The sequence below is a fragment of the Streptomyces paromomycinus genome (assembly GCF_003865155.1).
GTDB classification, from domain to species: domain Bacteria; phylum Actinomycetota; class Actinomycetes; order Streptomycetales; family Streptomycetaceae; genus Streptomyces; species Streptomyces chrestomyceticus.
Genome location: NZ_BHZD01000001.1, coordinates 3,923,427 through 3,942,539, shown reverse-complemented (window position 1 = coordinate 3,942,539; position 19,113 = coordinate 3,923,427). Strand labels below are relative to the sequence as shown.

The 19,113-nt window shown below is 73.9% G+C and carries 14 protein-coding genes; 10 read left to right on the top strand and 4 right to left on the bottom strand.

All coding sequences use genetic code 11. From position 1 onward, the window contains the following. Positions 1 to 59: 59 nt before the first annotated feature. Complete coding sequence (locus OEIGOIKO_RS16235; RefSeq protein WP_125054670.1) at positions 60 to 1,010, bottom strand: esterase/lipase family protein; 951 nt, start codon at positions 1,008 to 1,010, stop codon at positions 60 to 62. Positions 1,011 to 1,437: 427 nt separating this feature from the next. On the opposite strand from OEIGOIKO_RS16235, the gene OEIGOIKO_RS16230 reads away from it, so the two are divergent. Further along, a complete protein-coding gene (locus OEIGOIKO_RS16230; protein ID WP_030024580.1) occupies positions 1,438 to 1,848 on the top strand; it encodes a cobalamin B12-binding domain-containing protein in 411 nt (136 codons plus the stop codon). A gap of 107 nt (positions 1,849 to 1,955) precedes the next feature. On the opposite strand, the gene OEIGOIKO_RS16225 is transcribed toward OEIGOIKO_RS16230, so the two are convergent. Next, complete coding sequence (locus tag OEIGOIKO_RS16225; protein ID WP_170251719.1) at positions 1,956 to 3,785, bottom strand: DUF5691 domain-containing protein; 1,830 nt, start codon at positions 3,783 to 3,785, stop codon at positions 1,956 to 1,958. A gap of 303 nt (positions 3,786 to 4,088) precedes the next feature. Further along, complete coding sequence (locus tag OEIGOIKO_RS16220; RefSeq protein ID WP_125054669.1) at positions 4,089 to 5,462, bottom strand: SWIM zinc finger family protein; 1,374 nt, start codon at positions 5,460 to 5,462, stop codon at positions 4,089 to 4,091. A gap of 141 nt (positions 5,463 to 5,603) precedes the next feature. On the opposite strand from OEIGOIKO_RS16220, the gene OEIGOIKO_RS16215 reads away from it, so the two are divergent. From OEIGOIKO_RS16215 to sucD, 8 genes are all read left to right on the top strand, one after another. Further along, the gene (locus tag OEIGOIKO_RS16215; protein ID WP_125054668.1) at positions 5,604 to 6,062 is read left to right on the top strand and encodes a hypothetical protein; all 459 of its coding nucleotides are present in this window, start codon (positions 5,604 to 5,606) and stop codon (positions 6,060 to 6,062) included. 139 nt (positions 6,063 to 6,201) lie between these two features. After that, entirely contained in the window at positions 6,202 to 7,335 is a 1,134-nt protein-coding gene (locus OEIGOIKO_RS16210) for an ATP-binding protein (RefSeq protein ID WP_125054667.1), read from the top strand. After that, positions 7,332 to 9,992: a DUF5682 family protein gene (locus OEIGOIKO_RS16205; protein ID WP_246177364.1), complete on the top strand. Its 2,661-nt coding sequence runs from the start codon at positions 7,332 to 7,334 to the stop codon at positions 9,990 to 9,992. Before OEIGOIKO_RS16210 ends, OEIGOIKO_RS16205 begins: the two co-directional genes overlap by 4 nt. Further along, positions 9,989 to 11,161, top strand: coding sequence for a VWA domain-containing protein (locus OEIGOIKO_RS16200; protein ID WP_125054666.1), 1,173 nt, complete (start codon positions 9,989 to 9,991; stop codon positions 11,159 to 11,161). Before OEIGOIKO_RS16205 ends, OEIGOIKO_RS16200 begins: the two co-directional genes overlap by 4 nt. A gap of 170 nt (positions 11,162 to 11,331) precedes the next feature. After that, positions 11,332 to 12,279, top strand: a complete 948-nt coding sequence (locus OEIGOIKO_RS16195) for a hypothetical protein (protein ID WP_125054665.1) — start codon at positions 11,332 to 11,334, stop codon at positions 12,277 to 12,279. A gap of 129 nt (positions 12,280 to 12,408) precedes the next feature. Next, positions 12,409 to 13,335 (top strand): hypothetical protein, encoded by a 927-nt coding sequence (locus tag OEIGOIKO_RS16190; RefSeq protein ID WP_125054664.1) that lies wholly within the window; start codon positions 12,409 to 12,411, stop codon positions 13,333 to 13,335. A gap of 420 nt (positions 13,336 to 13,755) precedes the next feature. After that, a complete protein-coding gene (gene sucC, locus OEIGOIKO_RS16185; protein WP_125054663.1) occupies positions 13,756 to 14,937 on the top strand; it encodes an ADP-forming succinate--CoA ligase subunit beta in 1,182 nt (393 codons plus the stop codon). Between the two features lie 23 nt (positions 14,938 to 14,960). After that, on the top strand, positions 14,961 to 15,845 hold the full coding sequence (gene sucD, locus OEIGOIKO_RS16180) for a succinate--CoA ligase subunit alpha (protein WP_125054662.1): 885 nt from the start codon (positions 14,961 to 14,963) through the stop codon (positions 15,843 to 15,845). A gap of 184 nt (positions 15,846 to 16,029) precedes the next feature. Here the strand turns inward: sucD and OEIGOIKO_RS43940 are convergent, their stop codons facing one another. Further along, a complete protein-coding gene (locus tag OEIGOIKO_RS43940; RefSeq protein ID WP_125054661.1) occupies positions 16,030 to 16,836 on the bottom strand; it encodes a sigma factor-like helix-turn-helix DNA-binding protein in 807 nt (268 codons plus the stop codon). A 330-nt stretch (positions 16,837 to 17,166) separates the two neighbouring features. Here OEIGOIKO_RS43940 and OEIGOIKO_RS41605 point away from each other — a divergent pair, with 330 nt between their 5' ends. Next, entirely contained in the window at positions 17,167 to 19,089 is a 1,923-nt protein-coding gene (locus OEIGOIKO_RS41605; protein ID WP_170251717.1) for a cell division protein PerM, read from the top strand. The last annotated feature ends 24 nt before the right edge of the window (positions 19,090 to 19,113 follow it).

Here is a 19,113-nt window from a genome sequence, read left to right as displayed (position 1 = left end):
GAACAACCGCGTCGGGCGGTGGCGGGCAGCGGTGGGAGGCGGGCCGGGCTCCGTGGAGGTCAGGCCACCGACGTGGCGCTCGCGCTCTCCGCCGAGACCTCCTCGGCGCCCAGCGCCTCCCGTATTCCGGCCGCCACCGCACCGTTGACCGGGAGCGCGAGATGCCCGACACCGGATACCCGCACGCTGCGGCTGATCAAATCCTGGTGATCGATACGCGCGGTCCCGGCCGGGACCATCAGCTGGTCCAAGTCGCTCCAGAAGCAGACGAAATGCGTACGGCAATTCGGGGCGGGCCGCGCCAACTCCTCGATCACGTCGGAATGCGGGCGCATCTGTCGTACGAGGGGATGGGCCGACATCAGCGGCGCGACCCGGGTGCCGCCGTGCGGAGTACCGAGCGTGACCAGGGTGCGTACGCGGAGGTCCCCGCCGAGGCGCTGGGCGTAGTAGCGCGCGATCAGGCCACCGAGGCTGTGCCCCACCAGGTCGACCCTGCTGTGGCCGGTGCGCTCGCAGAACTGCTCGACGTGACGGCCCAGCAGCTCCGCCGCCTTGCGCAGGTCGCAGGTGAGCGGGGAGTAGTTGAGCGCTTCCACGTGGCGCCAGCCGTGCCGCAGCAGCGAGCGGCGGAGCAGCACGAAGACGGAGCGATTGTCGATGAAGCCGTGCAGGAGGAGCACCGGCGGGTGGGCGCGGCCTTCGGTGGGCAGCAGGGTGGTCCGGGGGGAAGGAGAGGGGGAGGGGGAAGGGGAGAGGGCGGGATCAGGGGCGGGGATGATCTCCGGGCCGGGGGCGGGCACGATTTCCGGGCCGGGGCCGGGGCCGGGGCCGGAGCCGGTTCCGAGGCCGGGGGCGGCGGGCGCGCCGGGGAGGGCTCTGTGCTGTTCCTGCTGGATGCCGGTCGGGTACAGCAGCAGGTGCCCGACGAGAATCGCCAGCTCCATCACCGTCGCGCGCAGCAGCGCGGTGGGGCGGGCCAGACAGCAGAGAAAGGGCAGGGCCTTCATGGCCGACCTCCCGAATGGCACGCGGGAGACGACTCTGTCCCCCGTGGCCCGTCGTGGGCAGCCGTTTCCGGCAACGTACAAGTACGTGAACGAGCTGCTGCCCGGACGTACGGATACGGAGACGGATGCGTTCAACGGCCGGACCCCCGTGCCGCGCGGCTGACGGCGCGGAGGTGACGCGACCTCACTGCGGCTCCCCGTGCGTGGCGTCCCGCCGGTGAAGCACCGCGGAACGCAACGCGTAGCGAACGTGTCCCAACGTGTGATTTCCCCCTCCCTCCGGGTCACGAAACGGCCGGGTACGGGATGCTGGCGATAACGTTCGTTCACGCTTGGGGCGGCCGGCGCGGCCGCCATTCGGATGTCGGTCCGGCGGCCCTGCCCCGTGCAGGAGCCGTGTCGTGCCGTGCAGGGCTGGGAGGCAGTGATGGGTGTGCAGGGTCCGATCCGCGTGGTGGTGGCCAAGCCGGGACTCGACGGTCACGACCGGGGAGCCAAGGTCATCGCGCGGGCGCTGCGCGACGCCGGCATGGAGGTCATCTACACGGGGCTGCACCAGACCCCGGAGCAGGTCGTGGACACCGCGATCCAGGAGGACGCCGACGCGATCGGCCTGTCCATCCTGTCCGGTGCGCACAACACCCTGTTCGCCAAGGTCATAGAGCTCCTCAAGGAGCGGGACGCGGCGGACATCAAGGTGTTCGGCGGCGGGATCATCCCGGAGGCGGACATCGCGCCCCTCAAGGAGCTGGGCGTCGCGGAGATCTTCACGCCCGGGGCGACGACCACGTCGATCGTGGAGTGGGTACGCGCCAACGTCCGCCAGCTGGCAGCCTGACACCACGTCGCCCGGGCGTCGCGGCCCCGGCCCGGACCCGGTCCGGCCGCCGGGGCCGGCGCCGCCCGCGAGCCGCGTCACGGGGCCGGCCCGGCCCGCCACCCGCGTCATGGGGCCAGCTCCGCCCGCATCGTGGCGCGCAGCCGCAGCGTGCCCACCAGGCGCTGGAACGCCTCGGACCAGTAGCCGACCGCGCCGGGGGAGCCGTCCGCCGGTTCGTCCGGCACCGTCGTGAGCATGGCGAGCCGGTCCGCGGCGTCCGGGTCCAGGCACCGCTCGGCCAGGCCCATCACGCCGCTGAAACTCCACGGATAACTGCCCGCGTCCCGGGCGATGTCCAGCGCGTCGACCACCGCACGCCCCAGCGGCTCGGTCCACGGCACCGCGCACACCCCGAGCATCCGGAACGCGTCGGACAAGCCGTGGGCCGCTATGTATTCCGCGACCCATTGGGCCCGTTCGTCCTCGGGCAGCACCGTCAGCAGCCGCGCCAGGTCCCGTGACGAACCGGCCGGGCCGTCGGGGGACGCGCCGCCGGACGCGGCGGTGGTGGTCGCGGTGGAGGCGGCAGCCATGGAGGCGGTGGCGGCGGGACCGACGACGTACGTGCCGGAGCCTTGCGCGGCGGTGGCCGGGGTACCGAGCAGAGCCCGCGTCCAGGCCACGTCCCGCTGGCGTACGGCGGCCCGGCACCAGGCGTCGTGCAACTCGGTACGCCAGCCGTCGGCCACCGGCAGGGCGACGACCTCCGCCGGTCCCCGGCCGCCCAGCCAGCCGCTCCAGCACTCCAACGGCGCGGCCTCCAGCAGCTGGCTCAGCCACCAGGCCCGTTCGCCCCGGCCGGTCGGCGGCCTGGGCACCACGCCGTCGCGCTGCATCGCGGCGTCGCACGCACGCGGAGCCTGCACGACGAGTGCCCAGGCGGCATCGGTGCCCATGGCGTCCGTACCGGACGGGCCGGTCAACGGATCGGCCTGGTGTGCGGCCGTGCCGGATGGGTTCGCGCCGGACAGGTCCGTGCCGTCCTGCGTACGGACGAGGGAGACGCAGGCGCGGGCCCGGTCCGCCATGCGTGCGGCGAGCGCGGTGCCGGGCAGGGCCGACAGCAACTCGGCGGCCGTCCCGCGGACATTGCGGCTGCGGTCGGACAGCGCCTGCTCCAGGAACGGCTCGTCGGCCATCGACAGACCCTCCCGCAGCGAGTCGAGGAACATCAGCCGGTCCTCGGCGCGCTCGCTCGACCAGGTGGCGGCCAGGAGAGCCAGCCCGGCCGCCGGGTCACGGCGGCGCAGCGCCGCCAGCAGGGAGACCCGTTCCGCGAACAGCCCCTCTTCCCACAGGGTGCGTACGGCCTCCGGCTCGTCGGCGCCGGGCAGCGCGGCCGTGCTCCCGACGCCGCGCAGTGCGAACTTCCACTCGTCGTTGAGCCGCGCCAGCCACAGCGCCCGCGGCCCGGCGAACGCGAGTGCGGCCGCGCGCAGGTCCGTCCGCGCGCGGGCCGCGTCGAGCAGCGCGGGCAGCAGCGCTTCGGGAGCGCGGTAACCGTGCCGGGCGGCAGCCGCCAGCCACTGGGGCAGCAGTTCGGTCAGGTCGGGCGCCGTGCCGCGGCGGTGGCCGCCACCGATGCCGTTCCGGTCGGCGAGGAGCAGCGCGAGCCGGCGCCGCGCGGCCGGTGGCAGCGGCGGCCGCGAATCGGCCGGCGCCGGTACGGGGCGCTCGCGGGCGGGCGCGGGGCGCAGCGCCGCCCGGCGCCGGACCGTGCTCACCGCGGCCGCGTCCAGCAGCGCGGCCGCGCTGCTGCGTCCCTGGCGGGCGGCGACCGGCGGCGTACGGCGCTCCGTACCGAGCAGCGCGGCGCTCACCAGCTCCTCCCAGGAGTGCTCGGGCGGGGCGGCGGGCCCGAGGCGGGTGCCGTGGGTGCTGGGTGTTTCGATCATGATCTTCCCCCGGACGGTGATCGGACGACGGACATCGGGTGGCTGGACAGGTGACTGGACGGGCGGTACGGAGGGCGACTGGACGGGCGGTACGGAGGATGGCTGAGCGGGTGGTTCGGAGCGGGGCCGGGCGGGTGGTTCGGAGGACAGCCGGGTGGCCGACCGGTCGGACGAGTGGGTGGGCGGGTGACGGGCCGCGGAGTGACCGGGGCGCGCAGTGACCGGGTGCGGAGCTGTCGATTCACAGCGTGACCGGGTGCGGAGCTGCCGATGCACATCGCGACCGGGTGCGGAGCTACCGGTTCACAGCGCGACCGGGGCCGGGTCCCAGGTGGTGAGGGGCACGAAGCCGCGGTGCCCGCACTCGCCGAAGACCGTGACCGGCTCGCCGCCGGATATGGCGGCCAGGCGCCACAGCCCGGCCCGCTCCGCGCAGCGCGGGTCCACCGGGAGCGCTGATTCCCCGTCCGCGTCGGCCAGTTGCCACGGCTCGCCCGCTTGGCCCGGTACGGGGACGACATCGGCCAGGACCACCGGCCAGGTGTCCAGCCAGGGGTCGTCGCGCAGCGCGTCACCGTACGCGGCCAGCGCGGCGTCGGTGCCGCCGCCCGGCGGCGGTCCGGTGACCGGGACCGGATCGGCGTGCCGAGTGCCCAGGACGACGCGCAGTGGGCGCGCGCCGGGATAGTAGGCGAGGTCGGCGTCCAGGACGAGTCCGCCGGGCAGTGAGAGGTCCAGGGCCCGGTCGGGCCCGCCGAAGGAGAGATGCAGGGCCATACGGCCGGTCCGCTCGCCGCGCAGCCATATCCGCCGGCTGGTCAGTACGCCTTCTTCGGCGTCCTGTTGGGCGAGCACCAGCCAGCGGTCGCGCACGGTGGCGGTGTCCGGGCCGGCGAGCACGTCCGCCGCGTCGGTGGTCAGCCCGACCCGGGTGCGGACCGTCGCGGCCAGCGCGGGCGGCAGCCGGTCGATGCCCAGGAACGCCTGGTCCAGGAGGTGGATCAAGGCGCATTCCGCGAGGAGCCGGGACGGCCAGTCCGCCCCGGACGCAGCGGTCGAGCCCAACTCCCGTACCCGCGAGGCCAGGCCGGGCGCCTGCGCGTCGACCATGCGGGCCGCGGTCTCGTCCCAGGTGCCGTACCCCGCACGGTCCGCGGTGGCCAGTCCGGAGCGCAGCAGGTCCTCCAGCCGTTGCTCCAGCTCGGTGGCGCCGGCGGCGATCCGCTGGGCGCGCAGCGTGGCCCGTCGCCGCGCGGCCTCGGGCGCCGCGGAAGGCGCCGAACCAGCGGCTGCCGTCTCACCGTTGGTGTCCCCCGACACCTTCTTCTGCTCGCGCTCCCGACGGGCGGTGATCCACTCCTCCGCCCATGCGGGAGGCTCGCCGCCGGTCACGGCCCCTTCCTCGCCGGCCCACATGAGCAGCAGGCCCAGGGCGTGCTTGCACGGGAACTTGCGGCTCGGACAGCTGCACTTGAAGGCCGGTCCGGCCGTGTCGACGACGGTGCGGTACGGCTTGCTGCCGCTGCCCTTGCACAGGCCCCACACCGTCCCGTCCCGTGTGCCGGTCTCCGGCCACGAAACCGGTGTCGCGAGCCGGCCGCCTGCCTTGCGTGACGGTGCGTCGGGCGCTAGCGCGAGCACCTGGTCCGACGTCCAGCGTTCCCCCTGCGGATTCATGTCCCAAACGCTACGAGCACCCACTGACAATCGCCCTGACCAGCCAAGAACCACCTTGTCATGACCTTGACTTTACCTGGGCATTGCGGTTGATTGACGCGAACTTCCGGGTTTTTCCGCACGCTTCACCAGGAGTCCGTCGTGCTCGCTTCCCGTCTTCGCGCCGTCGCCGTGGCCACGGCCTGCGCGGCCGTCATGACCTCCGTCGCCGCCTGCGGTGCCGTCGACAAGGCCGTGGACAAGGCCGTCGACGAGCAGGTCGGCCAGGACGTCGAGAAGGCGATGAAGAAGTACGAGGAGACCGCGTACCAGGTCACGTACGAAGTCACCGGCGGCGCGGTGGACTCGATCGCCTATGACGACGCGTCGCACAAGGGCAGCGTCGAAGTCCCCGCGGAAGGCGGCACGGCACCGAAGCTTCCGTGGCGCAAGACCGTCACGCTCAAGGGCAGTGCCGCGCCGACCGTCGTGGCCGTCGTGGCCGAGGGCGGCGGCGAGGTGACCTGCTCCGTCACGTACCAGGGCCGCCGGCTGACGAAGCGGACCGCGAAAGGCGCCTTCGAGACCGCGCAGTGCGTGGCCATGTCGCCGCTGAAGTAGCAGAAGTAGCAGAAGTAGCAGAAGTAGCAGGTCAGGGCCGGGTTTCCGGTGATTGTCAGTGGTGTGGTGCAGGGTTGTTCACGCAAGCGGCCGACGGAGGCGGGGTACCGGCCGCAGACCGTGCGACGAGGGGGAGACCATGCCCGAGAACACCACCGAAGAAGCCGCCGGAGGCACCGGCACCGACGGATCCGCACAGGTGCTGCGGCCGCACGCGGAAGACGCGTTCGCGGACGAACTCAAGGCGCTGGCGGCGGCCGACGACCGGCCGCGCCCCGAGCGCTGGCGGCTGTCGCCGTGGGCGGTGGCGACGTATCTGCTCGGCGGCACCCTGCCGGACGGCACGGTCGTCACACCGAAGTACGTGGGCCCGCGCCGGATCGTCGAGGTCGCGGTGACGACCCTCGCGACCGACCGCGCGCTGCTGCTGCTCGGCGTCCCCGGCACCGCCAAGACCTGGGTGTCCGAGCACCTGGCGGCAGCCGTCAGCGGCGACTCGACCCTGCTCGTGCAGGGCACGGCCGGCACACCGGAAGAAGCCATCCGCTACGGCTGGAACTACGCACAGCTGCTCGCCCACGGCCCGAGCCGGGACGCGCTGGTGCCCAGCCCGGTCATGCGGGCGATGGCCCGGGGCACGACCGCCCGCGTGGAGGAACTGACCCGCATCCCGGCCGACGTCCAGGACACGCTCATCACCGTCCTGTCGGAGAAGACGCTGCCGATCCCGGAGCTGGGCCAGGAGGTCCAGGCGGTGCGCGGCTTCAACCTCATCGCCACGGCCAACGACCGCGACCGCGGGGTGAACGAGCTGTCCAGCGCCCTGCGCCGCCGCTTCAACACGGTCGTGCTGCCGCTGCCCGCCACGCCCGAGGAGGAGGTCGCCATCGTCTCCCGGCGCGTCGACCAGATCGGCCGCTCGCTGGAGCTGCCGCCCGCCCCCGAGGGGACGGACGAGATCCGCCGCGTCGTCACGGTCTTCCGGGAGCTGCGCGACGGCGTCACCACCGACGGGCGCACCAAGCTCAAGTCCCCGTCGGGCACCCTCTCCACGGCCGAGGCCATCTCCGTGGTGACCAGCGGCCTGGCCCTGGCCGCACACTTCGGGGACGGCGTGCTGCGGTCCGGTGACGTGGCCGCGGGCATCCTCGGCGCGGTGATCCGCGATCCGGCGGCCGACCGCGTCGTATGGCAGGAATACCTCGAAACCGTGGTGCGCGAGCGCGACGGCTGGAAGGACTTCTACCGCGCCTGCCGCGAGGCCGGCGCATGAACGCCCGGGCGGACCGGCCGCTGCTGCTGGGGGTGCGGCACCACGGACCGGGCTCGGCACGGGCGGTCCGGGCGGTCCTGGAGCGCCACGAGCCCCGCGCCCTGCTGATCGAAGGACCGCCGGAGGCGGACGCACTGGTGGCCTTGGCCGCCGACGAGGCGATGCGCCCACCGGTCGCGCTGCTGGCCCATGTGCCCGCCGACCCGGGGCGCGCGGCGTTCTGGCCGCTGGCGGAGTTCTCCCCGGAGTGGGTGGCGATCCGGTGGGCCCTGGCTCACGACGTACCGGTGCGCTTCATCGACCTGCCCGCGGCGTTCTCCCTGGCGTTCGGGCCGGACGGGGAGGACGCGGCCGGAGAGAAAGGCGCGGGCGGGGAGGACGGTGGGGGCGGCGCCGGGGAGAGCCGCCCCGACGGGGGGACGGGTGCCGACCGGGCGGCGGAGGCGCGCGTCGATCCGGTGGCGGTGCTCGCCGCGACCGCCGGGTACGACGATCCGGAGCGCTGGTGGGAGGACGTGATCGAGCACCGGGCCCACCGGAGGGGGCACGGGAGCGAGGGCGCGGCGGACGACGACCCGCTCGGGCCGTTCCAGGCGCTGGCCGAGGCGATGGAGGCGCTGCGCGAGGCGTACGGCACCGGCGGGCACGACCGCGACCTGGTGCGCGAAGCCCATATGCGGCTCCGGCTGCGGGAGGCGCGGCGGGAGTTCGGGGACGGCGTCGCCGTGGTGTGCGGGGCGTGGCACGTCCCGGCGCTGGCCCGGCGTACGGCCGTGACCGCCGACCGGCAGCTGCTCAAGGGCCTGGCGAAGGTGAAGCCCGAGGTGACGTGGGTGCCGTGGACCCACCGCAGGCTCGCCCGCCGCAGCGGATACGGCGCGGGCATCTCCTCGCCCGGCTGGTACGGCCACCTTTTCAGCGCGCCCGACCGCCCCGTCGAACGCTGGATGACCAAGGTCGCCGGACTGCTGCGCGAGGAGGACTACGCCGTCTCCTCCGCCCACGTCATCGAGGCCGTACGGCTCGCCGAGGCGCTGGCCGCGATGCGCGGCCGCCCGCTGGCGGGCCTGGCCGAGGCCGGTGACGCGGTGCGCGCGGTGCTCGGTGAGGGCTCCGACGCGCCGTCCGCCCTCATCCACGACCGCCTGGTGGTGGGGGACGTACTGGGACAGGTGCCGGACAGCGCCCCGGCCGTGCCGCTTCAGCGGGACATCGCCCGCAGCCAGCGCTCACTGCGCCTCAAACCGGCGGCGGCCGACCGCGAACTGGACCTCGACCTGCGCAAGGAGACGGACGCCGGGCGCAGCCGGCTGCTGCACCGGCTGCGGCTGCTCGGCGTGCCGTGGGGCGAGCCCGTACGGACGCGTGCGGGCACCGGCACGTTCCGGGAGAGCTGGCGGCTCCGGTGGGAGCCCGAACTCTCCGTCCGGGCCGCCGAGGCCGGGATCTGGGGCACGACGGTGGAAGCGGCCGCGACCGCCAAGGCGGAGTCCGACGCCCTCGGCACCACCGCCCTCGCCGACGTCACGGCGCTGGCCGAGCGCTGCCTGCTGGCCGCCCTCCCGGCCGCGCTGCCCGTGGTCATGCGGGTGCTCACGGACCGGGCCGCGCTGGACGCGGACGTGGGGCACCTGGCCCAGGCGCTGCCCGCACTGGTCCGTTCGGTCCGCTACGGCGACGTGCGCGGCACGGACGCGGCTGCACTCGGCGAAGTGGCCACCGGGCTGGCCGAACGGGTCTTCGTCGGCCTGCCGCCCGCCTGCACGGGCCTGGACGCGGACGGCGCCGCCGACATGCGCCAGCACCTGGACGCTACGCATCACGCGGTGGGTCTGATGGACGAAGGGCCGGTGAGCGGTACGGCAGCCGCAGACGGGGCCGGGGCCGGGGACGGGGCCGGGGACGGCGCCGCGGCCTCGGGTGAGGCAGCGGTCCGGGGCGAGGCGGGGGCTCGGGGCGGGTCGGGCGTCCGGGGCGGCGGGCTGCGGGAGCGCTGGGCGGTGGTGCTGCGGAAGCTGGCCGAACGGGACGCGGTGCCGGGACTGCTGCGGGGGCGCACGGTCCGGCTGCTGCTCGACGACGGGCGGCTGACCTCCGAAGACGCGGGACGGCTGATGGGGCTGGCCCTGTCGCCCGGCACCCCGCCGGCCGAGGCGGCGGGCTGGATCGAGGGGTTCGCGGGCGGTGACGCCGGAGGGCTGCTGCTGGTGCACGACGAACGGCTGCTCGCCCTGGTGGACCGTTGGCTGGCCGGCGTACCGGCCGACTCCTTCGCGGACGTCCTGCCGCTGCTGCGCCGTACGTTCGCCGAGTACGAAGCCGGAGTGCGGCGCACGCTGGGCGAGTTGATACGCCGCGGCCCGGCCGGGCCCGACGGCCCCGGCACCGGGCCGGGCGCGGGACGCGCCGGCCAGGAACCGCCGATACCGGGCTTCGGCCCCGGCCTGGACCGCGACCGGGCGGCAGCGGTGCTCCCGACCCTGCGCGTTCTGCTAGGCCTCACGGAAAGCTCCGGGGAAGGCGCCAGGGAGGGCTCCAGCGAGGGCTCCAGGGAGGGCTCCAGCGAGGGCTCCAGGGAACGCTTCGGAGAGAGCCTTGCGGAGGGGCGGACGACGACGGAGACGACGACGCGGACGACGACGGGGGTACGGGAATGAGCGGGGCGAGCGAGGCGCAGGAGCGGTTGCGGCGGTGGCGGCTGGTGCTGGGCGGGGGCGGCGCCGACGGCACCGGCTGCGAGCTGCGGGGCGAGGACGCCGCCATGGACGCGGCACTCAGCGCCCTCTACGGGAGCCGTCGCCCGGACGGTTCGGACGGCGGGGGCACACGCACGGCGGGCCTGGGCGCCTCGGCACCGAACGTGGCCCGTTGGCTGGGGGACATCCGTACGTACTTCCCCACCACCGTCGTCCAGGTCATGCAGCGCGACGCGATCGAACGGCTCGGCCTGTCCGCGCTGCTGCTGGAACCGGAGATGCTGGAGGCCGTCGAGGCCGATGTGCACCTGGTGGGGACGCTGCTCTCGCTCAACAAGGTCATGCCGGAGACGACGAAGGAGACCGCGCGGGCCGTGGTGCGCAAGGTCGTCCAGCAGTTGGAGGCACAGCTCTCGACCCGTACCCGCGCCACGCTCGGCGGTGCCCTGGACCGGTCGGCGCGCATCAGCCGTCCCCGGCACCGGGACATCGACTGGGACCGCACGATCCGGGCGAACCTCAAGAACTACCTGCCCGAACACCGCACGGTCGTCCCGGAACGGCTGGTCGGCCACGGCCGGGCCGCGCAGTCCGTGAAGAAGGACGTGGTGTTGTGCATCGACCAGTCCGGGTCGATGGCGGCCTCCGTCGTCTACGCCGCCGTGTTCGGTGCGGTGCTGGCGTCCATGCGGGCCGTCGCGACCCGGCTGGTCGTCTTCGACACCGCGGTGGTCGACCTGACGGACGAGCTGGACGACCCGGTGGACGTGCTCTTCGGCACCCAGCTCGGCGGCGGCACGGACATCAACCGCGCCCTGGCCTACTGCCAGTCGCAGATCACCCGGCCCGCCGACACCGTCGTCGTACTGATCAGCGACCTCTACGAAGGCGGCATACGCGACGAGATGCTCAAACGGGTCGCGGCGATGAAGGCGTCCGGGGTGCAGTTCGTGACGCTGCTCGCGCTGTCGGACGAGGGGGCACCCTCGTACGACCGGGACCACGCGGCAGCCTTGGCGGCCCTGGGAGCCCCCGCGTTCGCCTGCACGCCCGACCTCTTCCCGGAGGTGATGGCGGCCGCGATCGAGAAGCGGCCGCTGCCGATACCGGACATGACGGAGCAACGGTAACGAGAGCCCCAGGGGGCTTGCGGGGCCCCTGGCCTGTCGTGCAAGGATCGGGCCCTGCCAGCGTGTTGGCCGTATCGCCCGCACCGGCCGCGTAGCCGCAGCCGGTCATGCCCCGGTCTCCGTACGCCCTGGCTTCCTCCGTTCTCCGGCCCGCCGAAAAGGATCTTCGCGTGTCTGCTGCGTCCGCCCTTCCCGCCGCTGCGCGCCTGCCGCGCAGCGCGGTGGTGCGGCATGCGGTGGTGCGGCGTGCGCTGCTGGCGGGGCTGTTCCTGGCAGGGTTTGTGGCACTGGGGTTCGCGTTCGGTGGCGGTGCGCAGGCTGCGGACGGGTCGGCGAGCACGAAACCGCAGGTCGGGGCGTTGACTCCGGCCGATCCGCAGGCATCGGTCAAGGCCTCGGCGGCCGCGGCCGGGCGGGAGCTGCGGCGCGGAGGCCAGGCGGCCGTGGGTGCTGCGGCGGAGACGCCGGTCGGCAAGGCCGTGCGGCCCGTTGCCGAGCGCACCGCACCGGCTGCCGGACAGGTCGCGGAGCCCGTCACCGGGCCGGTCACTGAGCGGGTCGCCGCGCCGGTACGGGACGTGGTGCACGAGGTGCGCCAGGTGGCCGCCGCGGGTCCGTTCCCCGTAGAGCTGCCGGGCCGGATTCCCGGTGTCGGTGTCGGTGTCGACGGTGACGGCGACGGCGACGACGGACGTGGTCACGGGCGTGGCGAGCAGCCGGGCCAGGGGCCCGGGCCGCAGCATGCCGGAGCCGGTGTCCAGCGAGGCGCCGAGGGTGACAACGCGGCTGGTATTGCCGGACGTTGGGCGCTGACTGGCGAGCTTCGCGGCGTGTCGTCGCAGCCCGTGCAGCACGTCGACGCGGCGTCGGAGCGATGGCTGGGGCAGGGGCACGGAAGCCTTCCCGGTTTCCCTGGTCTTCCCGGTCAGCTTCCGCAAGCACCCTCCTCGTCGTCCTCGCTCACCGCCGGTGACGGCCACGGGCCGCGTGGCGGGGACCAGTTCGCCGCCGTACCGGCGCACCCCGCGCACTTCGGGCTGGTGCCCGGAGGCGTCCTCGCGGCCGCCGAGCCGCCCACGCGGCAGCGCGCCGCCGACATCCTCGAATTCCCGGGCTAGGGCAGACCTCCGGACCTTCGGCGTCCGGGATCCCCGTCCGCAGACGACGCGTCTGCACAGGACCTGCCGCGCGGGGGCGGGACAGGTCTGCCCGTCGAACCCCTCGAATTCGAAGGACGTTTCACCATCATGCGTAAGCACATCCGTCGTTCCATCGTCGTAGCCGCCGCCGCTTCCGGCCTGTGGGTCCTCGGTTCCGCCGCCGCCAACGCGGCCGGCCTGCCCGGCACCGCCGACCTGCCCGCCACTGGTGCGGTCACGGGCGCGGTCACGGGCGCGGTCACCGACACGGTCGGTGGCGCGGTGCGGGACGAGCTGCCGGCCGGTGACGTGGCCGGCAGCGCCGGGAAGACCGTCAAGAAGACCGTGGACGGCGTGACCGGCCAGGTCACCCGAATCACCGGCGGGGACGTCCACACCCAGGACCTGCCCGCCACCCCGAAGGTGCCCAGCGCCCCGAAGGTCCCCAGCGCCCCCAAGCTGCCCGGCACCCCGAACCTGCCCGCGACCGGTGACCTGGGCAAGGCCGCCGACCTGGGCAAGGCCGCCGACCTGGGCAAGCTCACCGACCTTGGCAAGGCTGCGGACCTCGGCAAGGCCGCCGACCTGGGCAAGCTCACCGACCTCGGCAAGGCCGCCGACCTCGACAGCACCACCGCCGACGTCCTGCCGCCCGTCGCCCAGCGCGTCGTCGGCAAGGTCGTGCCGGTCGCCCAGGAGGCCGTCGGCGGCGTCGGTCGGCTGGCCGGTGACGTGCAGGGCCAGGCGACGCCGTTCGTGCAGGGCGTGGCCGCGGACGCCACCCCGTTCGCGCAGGGCCTGGTCGGCACCGTCAAGAACGACGCCTCGGGCATCGCCGGAGGCGCCACCGCCGGGCTGCGGGGCGCGCTCCCGAGCCAGACCGCGCCCGCGGTGCCCGCGGTGCCCGCGGTGTCTGCCGTGCCCGCCGTACCCACCGACCTGACCAACCCCGCCAACGTCCCGGCACTCCCGGCCCTCCCGGGCGTCACCACCCTTCCGACCCTCCCGACCACCCTCCCCACCCAGGGCGCCTGACCGTCCCCACCAGGCGGCCGGGTGTACGCACAGGGTGGTGTGCCGTGTGCCCGTACCGCCGTCCGTGAGGGCAGTGAGTGAGCAGCCGGGCGGTTCCCCGTGGGAAGGGAGCCGCCCGGCTTCGCGCTGTGTGCGGAACCGGGCGGGCGGCGCAACTCGTCCACCTGGCGGCCACCCGCCCGTACCCCTGTGTGATCTGTGACCACCGTCTCTGTGACTGTTATCACCGCCGCAGTGTGATCTGTGATTTAGGGCGGCCGGTCCTGCGGGGATAACCTGCGAGACGGACATGCCGCGTACCGGCCACCGTGTACGCCTCCCTCAGTGACAGCGCAGTCACGTTGCCCTTCGCGGCACGCCCATGCAGACAACGAACCGCGATCACTACGGCGATTCTGAGTAGACAAGGGACGGACGCGCGTGGACCTGTTCGAGTACCAGGCGAGGGACCTCTTCGCCAAGCACGGTGTACCGGTGCTGGCCGGTGAAGTCATCGACACGCCTGAGGCGGCACGCGCGGCGACCGAGCGCCTCGGCGGCAAGTCCGTCGTCAAGGCGCAGGTGAAGGTCGGCGGCCGGGGCAAGGCCGGCGGTGTGAAGGTGGCGGCGACGCCGGACGAGGCCGTCGCCCGCGCGACGGACATCCTCGGCATGGACATCAAGGGCCACACGGTCCACAAGGTGATGATCGCCGAGCTGTCGCCGGAGATCGAGGCGGAGTACTACGTCTCGTACCTCCTCGACCGCACCAACCGCACCTTCCTGGCCATGGCCTCGGTGCAGGGCGGCATGGACATCGAGGAGGTCGCGGCGAAGACCCCCGAGGCGCTCGCCAAGGTCGCGGTCGACTCCAACGAGGGCGTCTCGATCGAGAAGGCCCGCGAGATTGTCGCGCAGGCGAAGTTCCCGGCCGAGGTGGCCGAGGGCGTCGCCGAGGCCATGGTGACCCTGTGGGAGACCTTCGTCGCCGAGGACGCGCTCCTCGTCGAGGTCAACCCGCTGGTGAAGACCAAGGACGGCCGCATCCTGGCGCTGGACGGCAAGGTCTCGCTCGACGAGAACGCCGACTTCCGCCAGCCGGAGCACGAGGCCCTGGAGGACAAGGCCGCGGCGAACCCGCTGGAGGCCGCCGCCAAGGCCAAGGGCCTGAACTACGTCAAGCTCGACGGCCAGGTCGGCATCATCGGCAACGGCGCGGGTCTCGTCATGAGCACCCTGGACGTCGTCGCGTACGCCGGTGAGAAGCACGACAACGTCAAGCCCGCCAACTTCCTCGACATCGGCGGCGGCGCCTCCGCCGAGGTCATGGCGAACGGCCTGGAGATCATCCTCGGCGACCCGGACGTCAAGTCCGTGTTCGTCAACGTCTTCGGCGGCATCACCGCCTGCGACGAGGTCGCCAACGGCATCGTCCAGGCCCTGGAGCTGCTCAAGTCCAAGGGTGAGGACGTCAACAAGCCGCTGGTCGTCCGTCTGGACGGCAACAACGCGGAGCTCGGTCGCAAGATCCTGAGCGACGCCAACCACCCGCTGGTCCAGCGGGTGGACACCATGGACGGCGCGGCCGACAAGGCCGCCGAGCTCGCCGCGGCCGCGAAGTAAGGGACAGAGGGAACCAGACCACCATGGCTATCTTCCTCACCAAGGACAGCAAGGTCATCGTCCAGGGCATGACCGGTGCCACGGGCATGAAGCACACCAAGCTCATGCTGGGCGACGGCACCAACATCGTCGGCGGTGTCAACCCGCGCAAGGCCGGCACCGAGGTCGACTTCGACGGGACCTCCGTACCCGTCTTCGGCTCGGTCGCCGAGGCGATGGAGAAGACCGGCGCCGACGTCTCCGTCATCTTCGTGCCGCCGAAGTTCGCCAAGGCCGCCGTCGTCGAGGCGATCGACGCCGAGATCGGCCTGGCCGTCGTGATCACCGAGGGCATCGCGGTGCACGACTCGGCCGCCTTCTGGGCGTACGCGACGAGCAAGGGCAACAAGACCCGGATCATCGGCCCGAACTGCCCCGGCCTGATCACCCCCGGTCAGTCCAACGCCGGCATCATCCCGGGCGACATCACCAAGCCCGGCAAGATCGGTCTGGTGTCGAAGTCCGGCACGCTGACCTACCAGATGATGTACGAGCTGCGCGACATCGGCTTCACCTCGGCCGTCGGCATCGGTGGCGACCCGGTCATCGGCACCACGCACATCGACGCCCTGGAGGCCTTCGAGGCCGACCCGGAGACCGAGCTGATCGTCATGATCGGTGAGATCGGCGGCGACGCCGAGGAGCGTGCGGCCGACTTCATCAAGGCCAACGTCACCAAGCCGGTCGTCGGCTACGTCGCGGGCTTCACCGCGCCCGAGGGCAAGACCATGGGCCACGCCGGCGCCATCGTCTCCGGCTCCTCCGGCACCGCCCAGGCGAAGAAGGAGGCCCTGGAGGCCGCCGGCGTCAAGGTCGGCAAGACCCCGTCGGAGACCGCGCGCCTGGCGCGCGAGATCCTCGTCGGCTGATCGCGCCACGCGTCGGACGCGGGCCCGTACCCCTCACGGGGTGCGGGCCCGCGCCTTTTGCGCCTGCCCTCCGCCCCTGCCCTGCCGGTACCTCTGCCTCTGTCCTCTGCGCCTGCCGGTACCTCTGCCTCTGCCCTCTGCCTCTGCCCTCCGTTCCTGCCCTTTTCCTCCTCCCCCTCCCCGGCTACCGCGCCTCCGGAGCGAGAAGCCCGGACCGGACCACGTTCTGCCGTACCGGGCCACCGGCCGACGCCTGCCGCCCCGTACGGGCGGGCTTCGCCTGCTCCGCACGAGGGCCCTGGGCCTTCGCACCGGGCGTGGCGGACGCGGACACGGCCGGGGGACCGGCCTCGGGGCGGCCGGGCAGCGGGCCCGTCGCCTCGTTGACCAGGGTGAAGGCCGTGGCCGCCGCGATGACGGCCGTGAGCCCGAACGCGCCCTGCGTCATCCGGCTGACCGTCCGCTCGCCGCCCGTGCGTACGGCTCCGGCGGTGGGCGGCGCCACCGGATACAGGGCGGCCAGCCCGGCCAGCCGTTCGCGCAGGATCTCTCTCTGACGTACCGGCGTCTCGGCTGCCAGGCCGAACGCCGGCACCCGTTCGGCCAGAGCGCGGCGCGCGTGCAGCAGCCGCCCGGCCGTCGCGGCCGTACTGGCCTCCACCTCGGCCGCCGTCTCACTCAGGCCCAGACCGAGCCCGTCGTGCAGGAGCAGCGCCCGCCGGTAGGCCGCAGGCAGGCTGAGTACGGCGTCTCGCAGCGCGCGCTGCGGGGGACTGGCGGGCGGCGCGGCGGGCACCCTGGGCGACGGCCGCTGCCCGGGGCGCAGGTTCGGGCGCATACGGTGCCAGGGCGACAGCGCGTATTCGTGCACCATGGCGCGCACCCGGCCCGCCGGGTCGGGGTCGACCGCGATCTCGGGCCAGCGCTGCCAGGCCGCCTGGAACGACCGTTCGACGGCTTCCTGGGAGAGATGGGGCAGGCCGGTGAGCACGATCGCCTGGCGGGTCAGGTCGTGCGCGTGCCGGGTGTACAGGGCGTCGAAGGCGGCTGCGGGGGTGAGGTGTGCATGCGTTGCGGGAGCTGATGTTCCGTCAGCAGCCGCTGCAATAACCTCTGCTGACGGGGCGTCGAGTGATTCCGGTCTGGGTCCGACGGCCTCCCCCGTACGTCCAAGACGGCCAAGGCGACCCCTACGCCCGGGACGGCCCGTGCGTCCGACGCGTCGCGGCGACATGAAAAGGTACATAAGCATATATTGAGCGACACGTCCGGTAATTGCCTGCTCCATGGCGGAAACGTGTGTTGTTGGCAGCATGGCCGGGTGAGCCAATTGACCGACCGCGGCCCGACGTTGTCGTCGCGCGGCCGGGCCTCCACCCAGCGGTCCTCCGCGCTCGGCACCGCCTTCCTCGGCGGAGTGCTGGCGGCGGGGCTCGGGCTCGGGGCCTTCGCCGTCGCGGTACTGCTGCTCTGGGTGGCCTCCCCCTACCCGGACACCGACCCGTCGCGCGCCCTGCACCTCGCCGCCGACCTGTGGTTCCTCGCCCACGGCGGTGACCTCGTACGGACCGTGGCCGTCACCGGCGACGCGTCGCCCGTCGCCGTGACGCCGTTGCTCCTGATGGCCCTGCCCCTGTGGCTGCTGTACCGGTCCGCCCGGCACGTCCTCGAAGTGCCGCCGCAGCTCTCCCACCCCCCGAAGCCCGCCGGCCCCGTCCTCCTCCATCCCGAGGACATCGACCCGGAACCCACGCCCCGCCAGCTGCTCGGCTGGCTGCTGACGGGATATCTGGTGGTCGCGGCCGCCGCCCTGCTGTACGCCTCGACGGGCCCGCTGCGCGTCGAACCGCTCGGCGCCCTGCTGTACGTACCGCTGGTCGCCGTGGCGACCCTGGCCGTGGCGGCCTGGCACTCGCTCGGGCCCGCCGCCTTCGAGCCGCTGCCCGGCCCGGTCCAGCGGGCCCACGACCGGCTGCCGGCCGGACTGCGGGCCGCACTGCGAGGCCGCCGGCTGTCCGCCGCGGCGCGCGCGGGTGCCGCGGCCCTCCTGGCGCTGCTGCTGTGCGGCGCGCTGCTGGTGCTCCTCGCGCTCGGCTGGCACGCGCCTGCGGTCCGGTCCGAGTTCCTCGCGCTCACCCACGACTGGGCGGGCCGGTGCACCGTGCTGCTGCTCAGCCTCGTCCTGCTGCCGAACGCCGTCGTGTGGGGGCTGGCGTACGGGCTCGGCCCCGGCTTCACGCTCGGCGCCGGCAGTACGGTCGGCCCGCTCGCGGCCGCCGGGTATCCGGCCCTGCCGCACTTCCCGCTGCTCGGCATGGTCCCGGACGCGGGCGGCACCGGTCCGCTGCACTGGCTGACCGCCGCGGTGCCGCTCGCCGTCGGCGTGGCGCTGGCCCGGTACGCCGCGCTGCCCGCGAAGGCGTACGCGGCCGCCTCACGCGCGAGCGCCCGGCCCGGTACGGAGGAGGGGACCGGCGGCACGCCTGCCGCGCCGACGGCGACGGACGCGGAGTGGACCGGCTGGCGCGGGACGGCCGCGGCCGCCGGGCTCGCCGCACTCGGCTGTGCGGTGGCGTCGGCGCTGCTCGCCGGACTGGCGGGCGGCGCGCTGGGCAATGCGGCGCTGGCCCGCTTCGGGCCGAGCTGGTGGCAGACGGGGCTGGCGGCGCTGAGCTGGACGGTGCTCATCGGCGTTCCGGGCGCTCTCGTCGCGCGGGCCTGGTGGCTGCGCGGCGTGCCGCGCCCGCCGAAGCCCGTACGGAAGCCGCGCGAGAAGCTCCGCAAGCGGCTGTGGCGCGGGGGCAAGCGGCTCGGCCTGGTGGTTCTGCGTGCCGCCGGACGGTGGACGTGGGCCGCCTGCCGCTTCTGCTGGGCCGCGCTGCGGCGTACGGTCCGCCGGGCCAGGAGGCAGGCGGTACGGCGGGTTGCCCGGCCGCCGCGTCACCGGGCCCGGCACCGCCGTACGCGTACGGCGGACAGCGGCGCTCCGTACGGCCGCGGGCACCCGAGCCCCCGCACGCCGCCGCCCGCGGACCCCGTGCCTCCCACGCCCCCGCCCGTGTCGACCCCGCCCGCCCCCTGGCACGACGCCAGCACCCGGCGGGCCCGCTGGTCGGCACTCCGGGCCTCCTCCGGCGGCCTGATGACCGCCTTCGAACCCGACGCGCCGCCCCGCCCCGCCGCTCCGCCCCACGAGGAAGTCCCCGGAAACACCTCAGCCGCCGACCCCAAGGGCGGCGGCTGAGAGAAAACGCAGAAGATGCGGCAT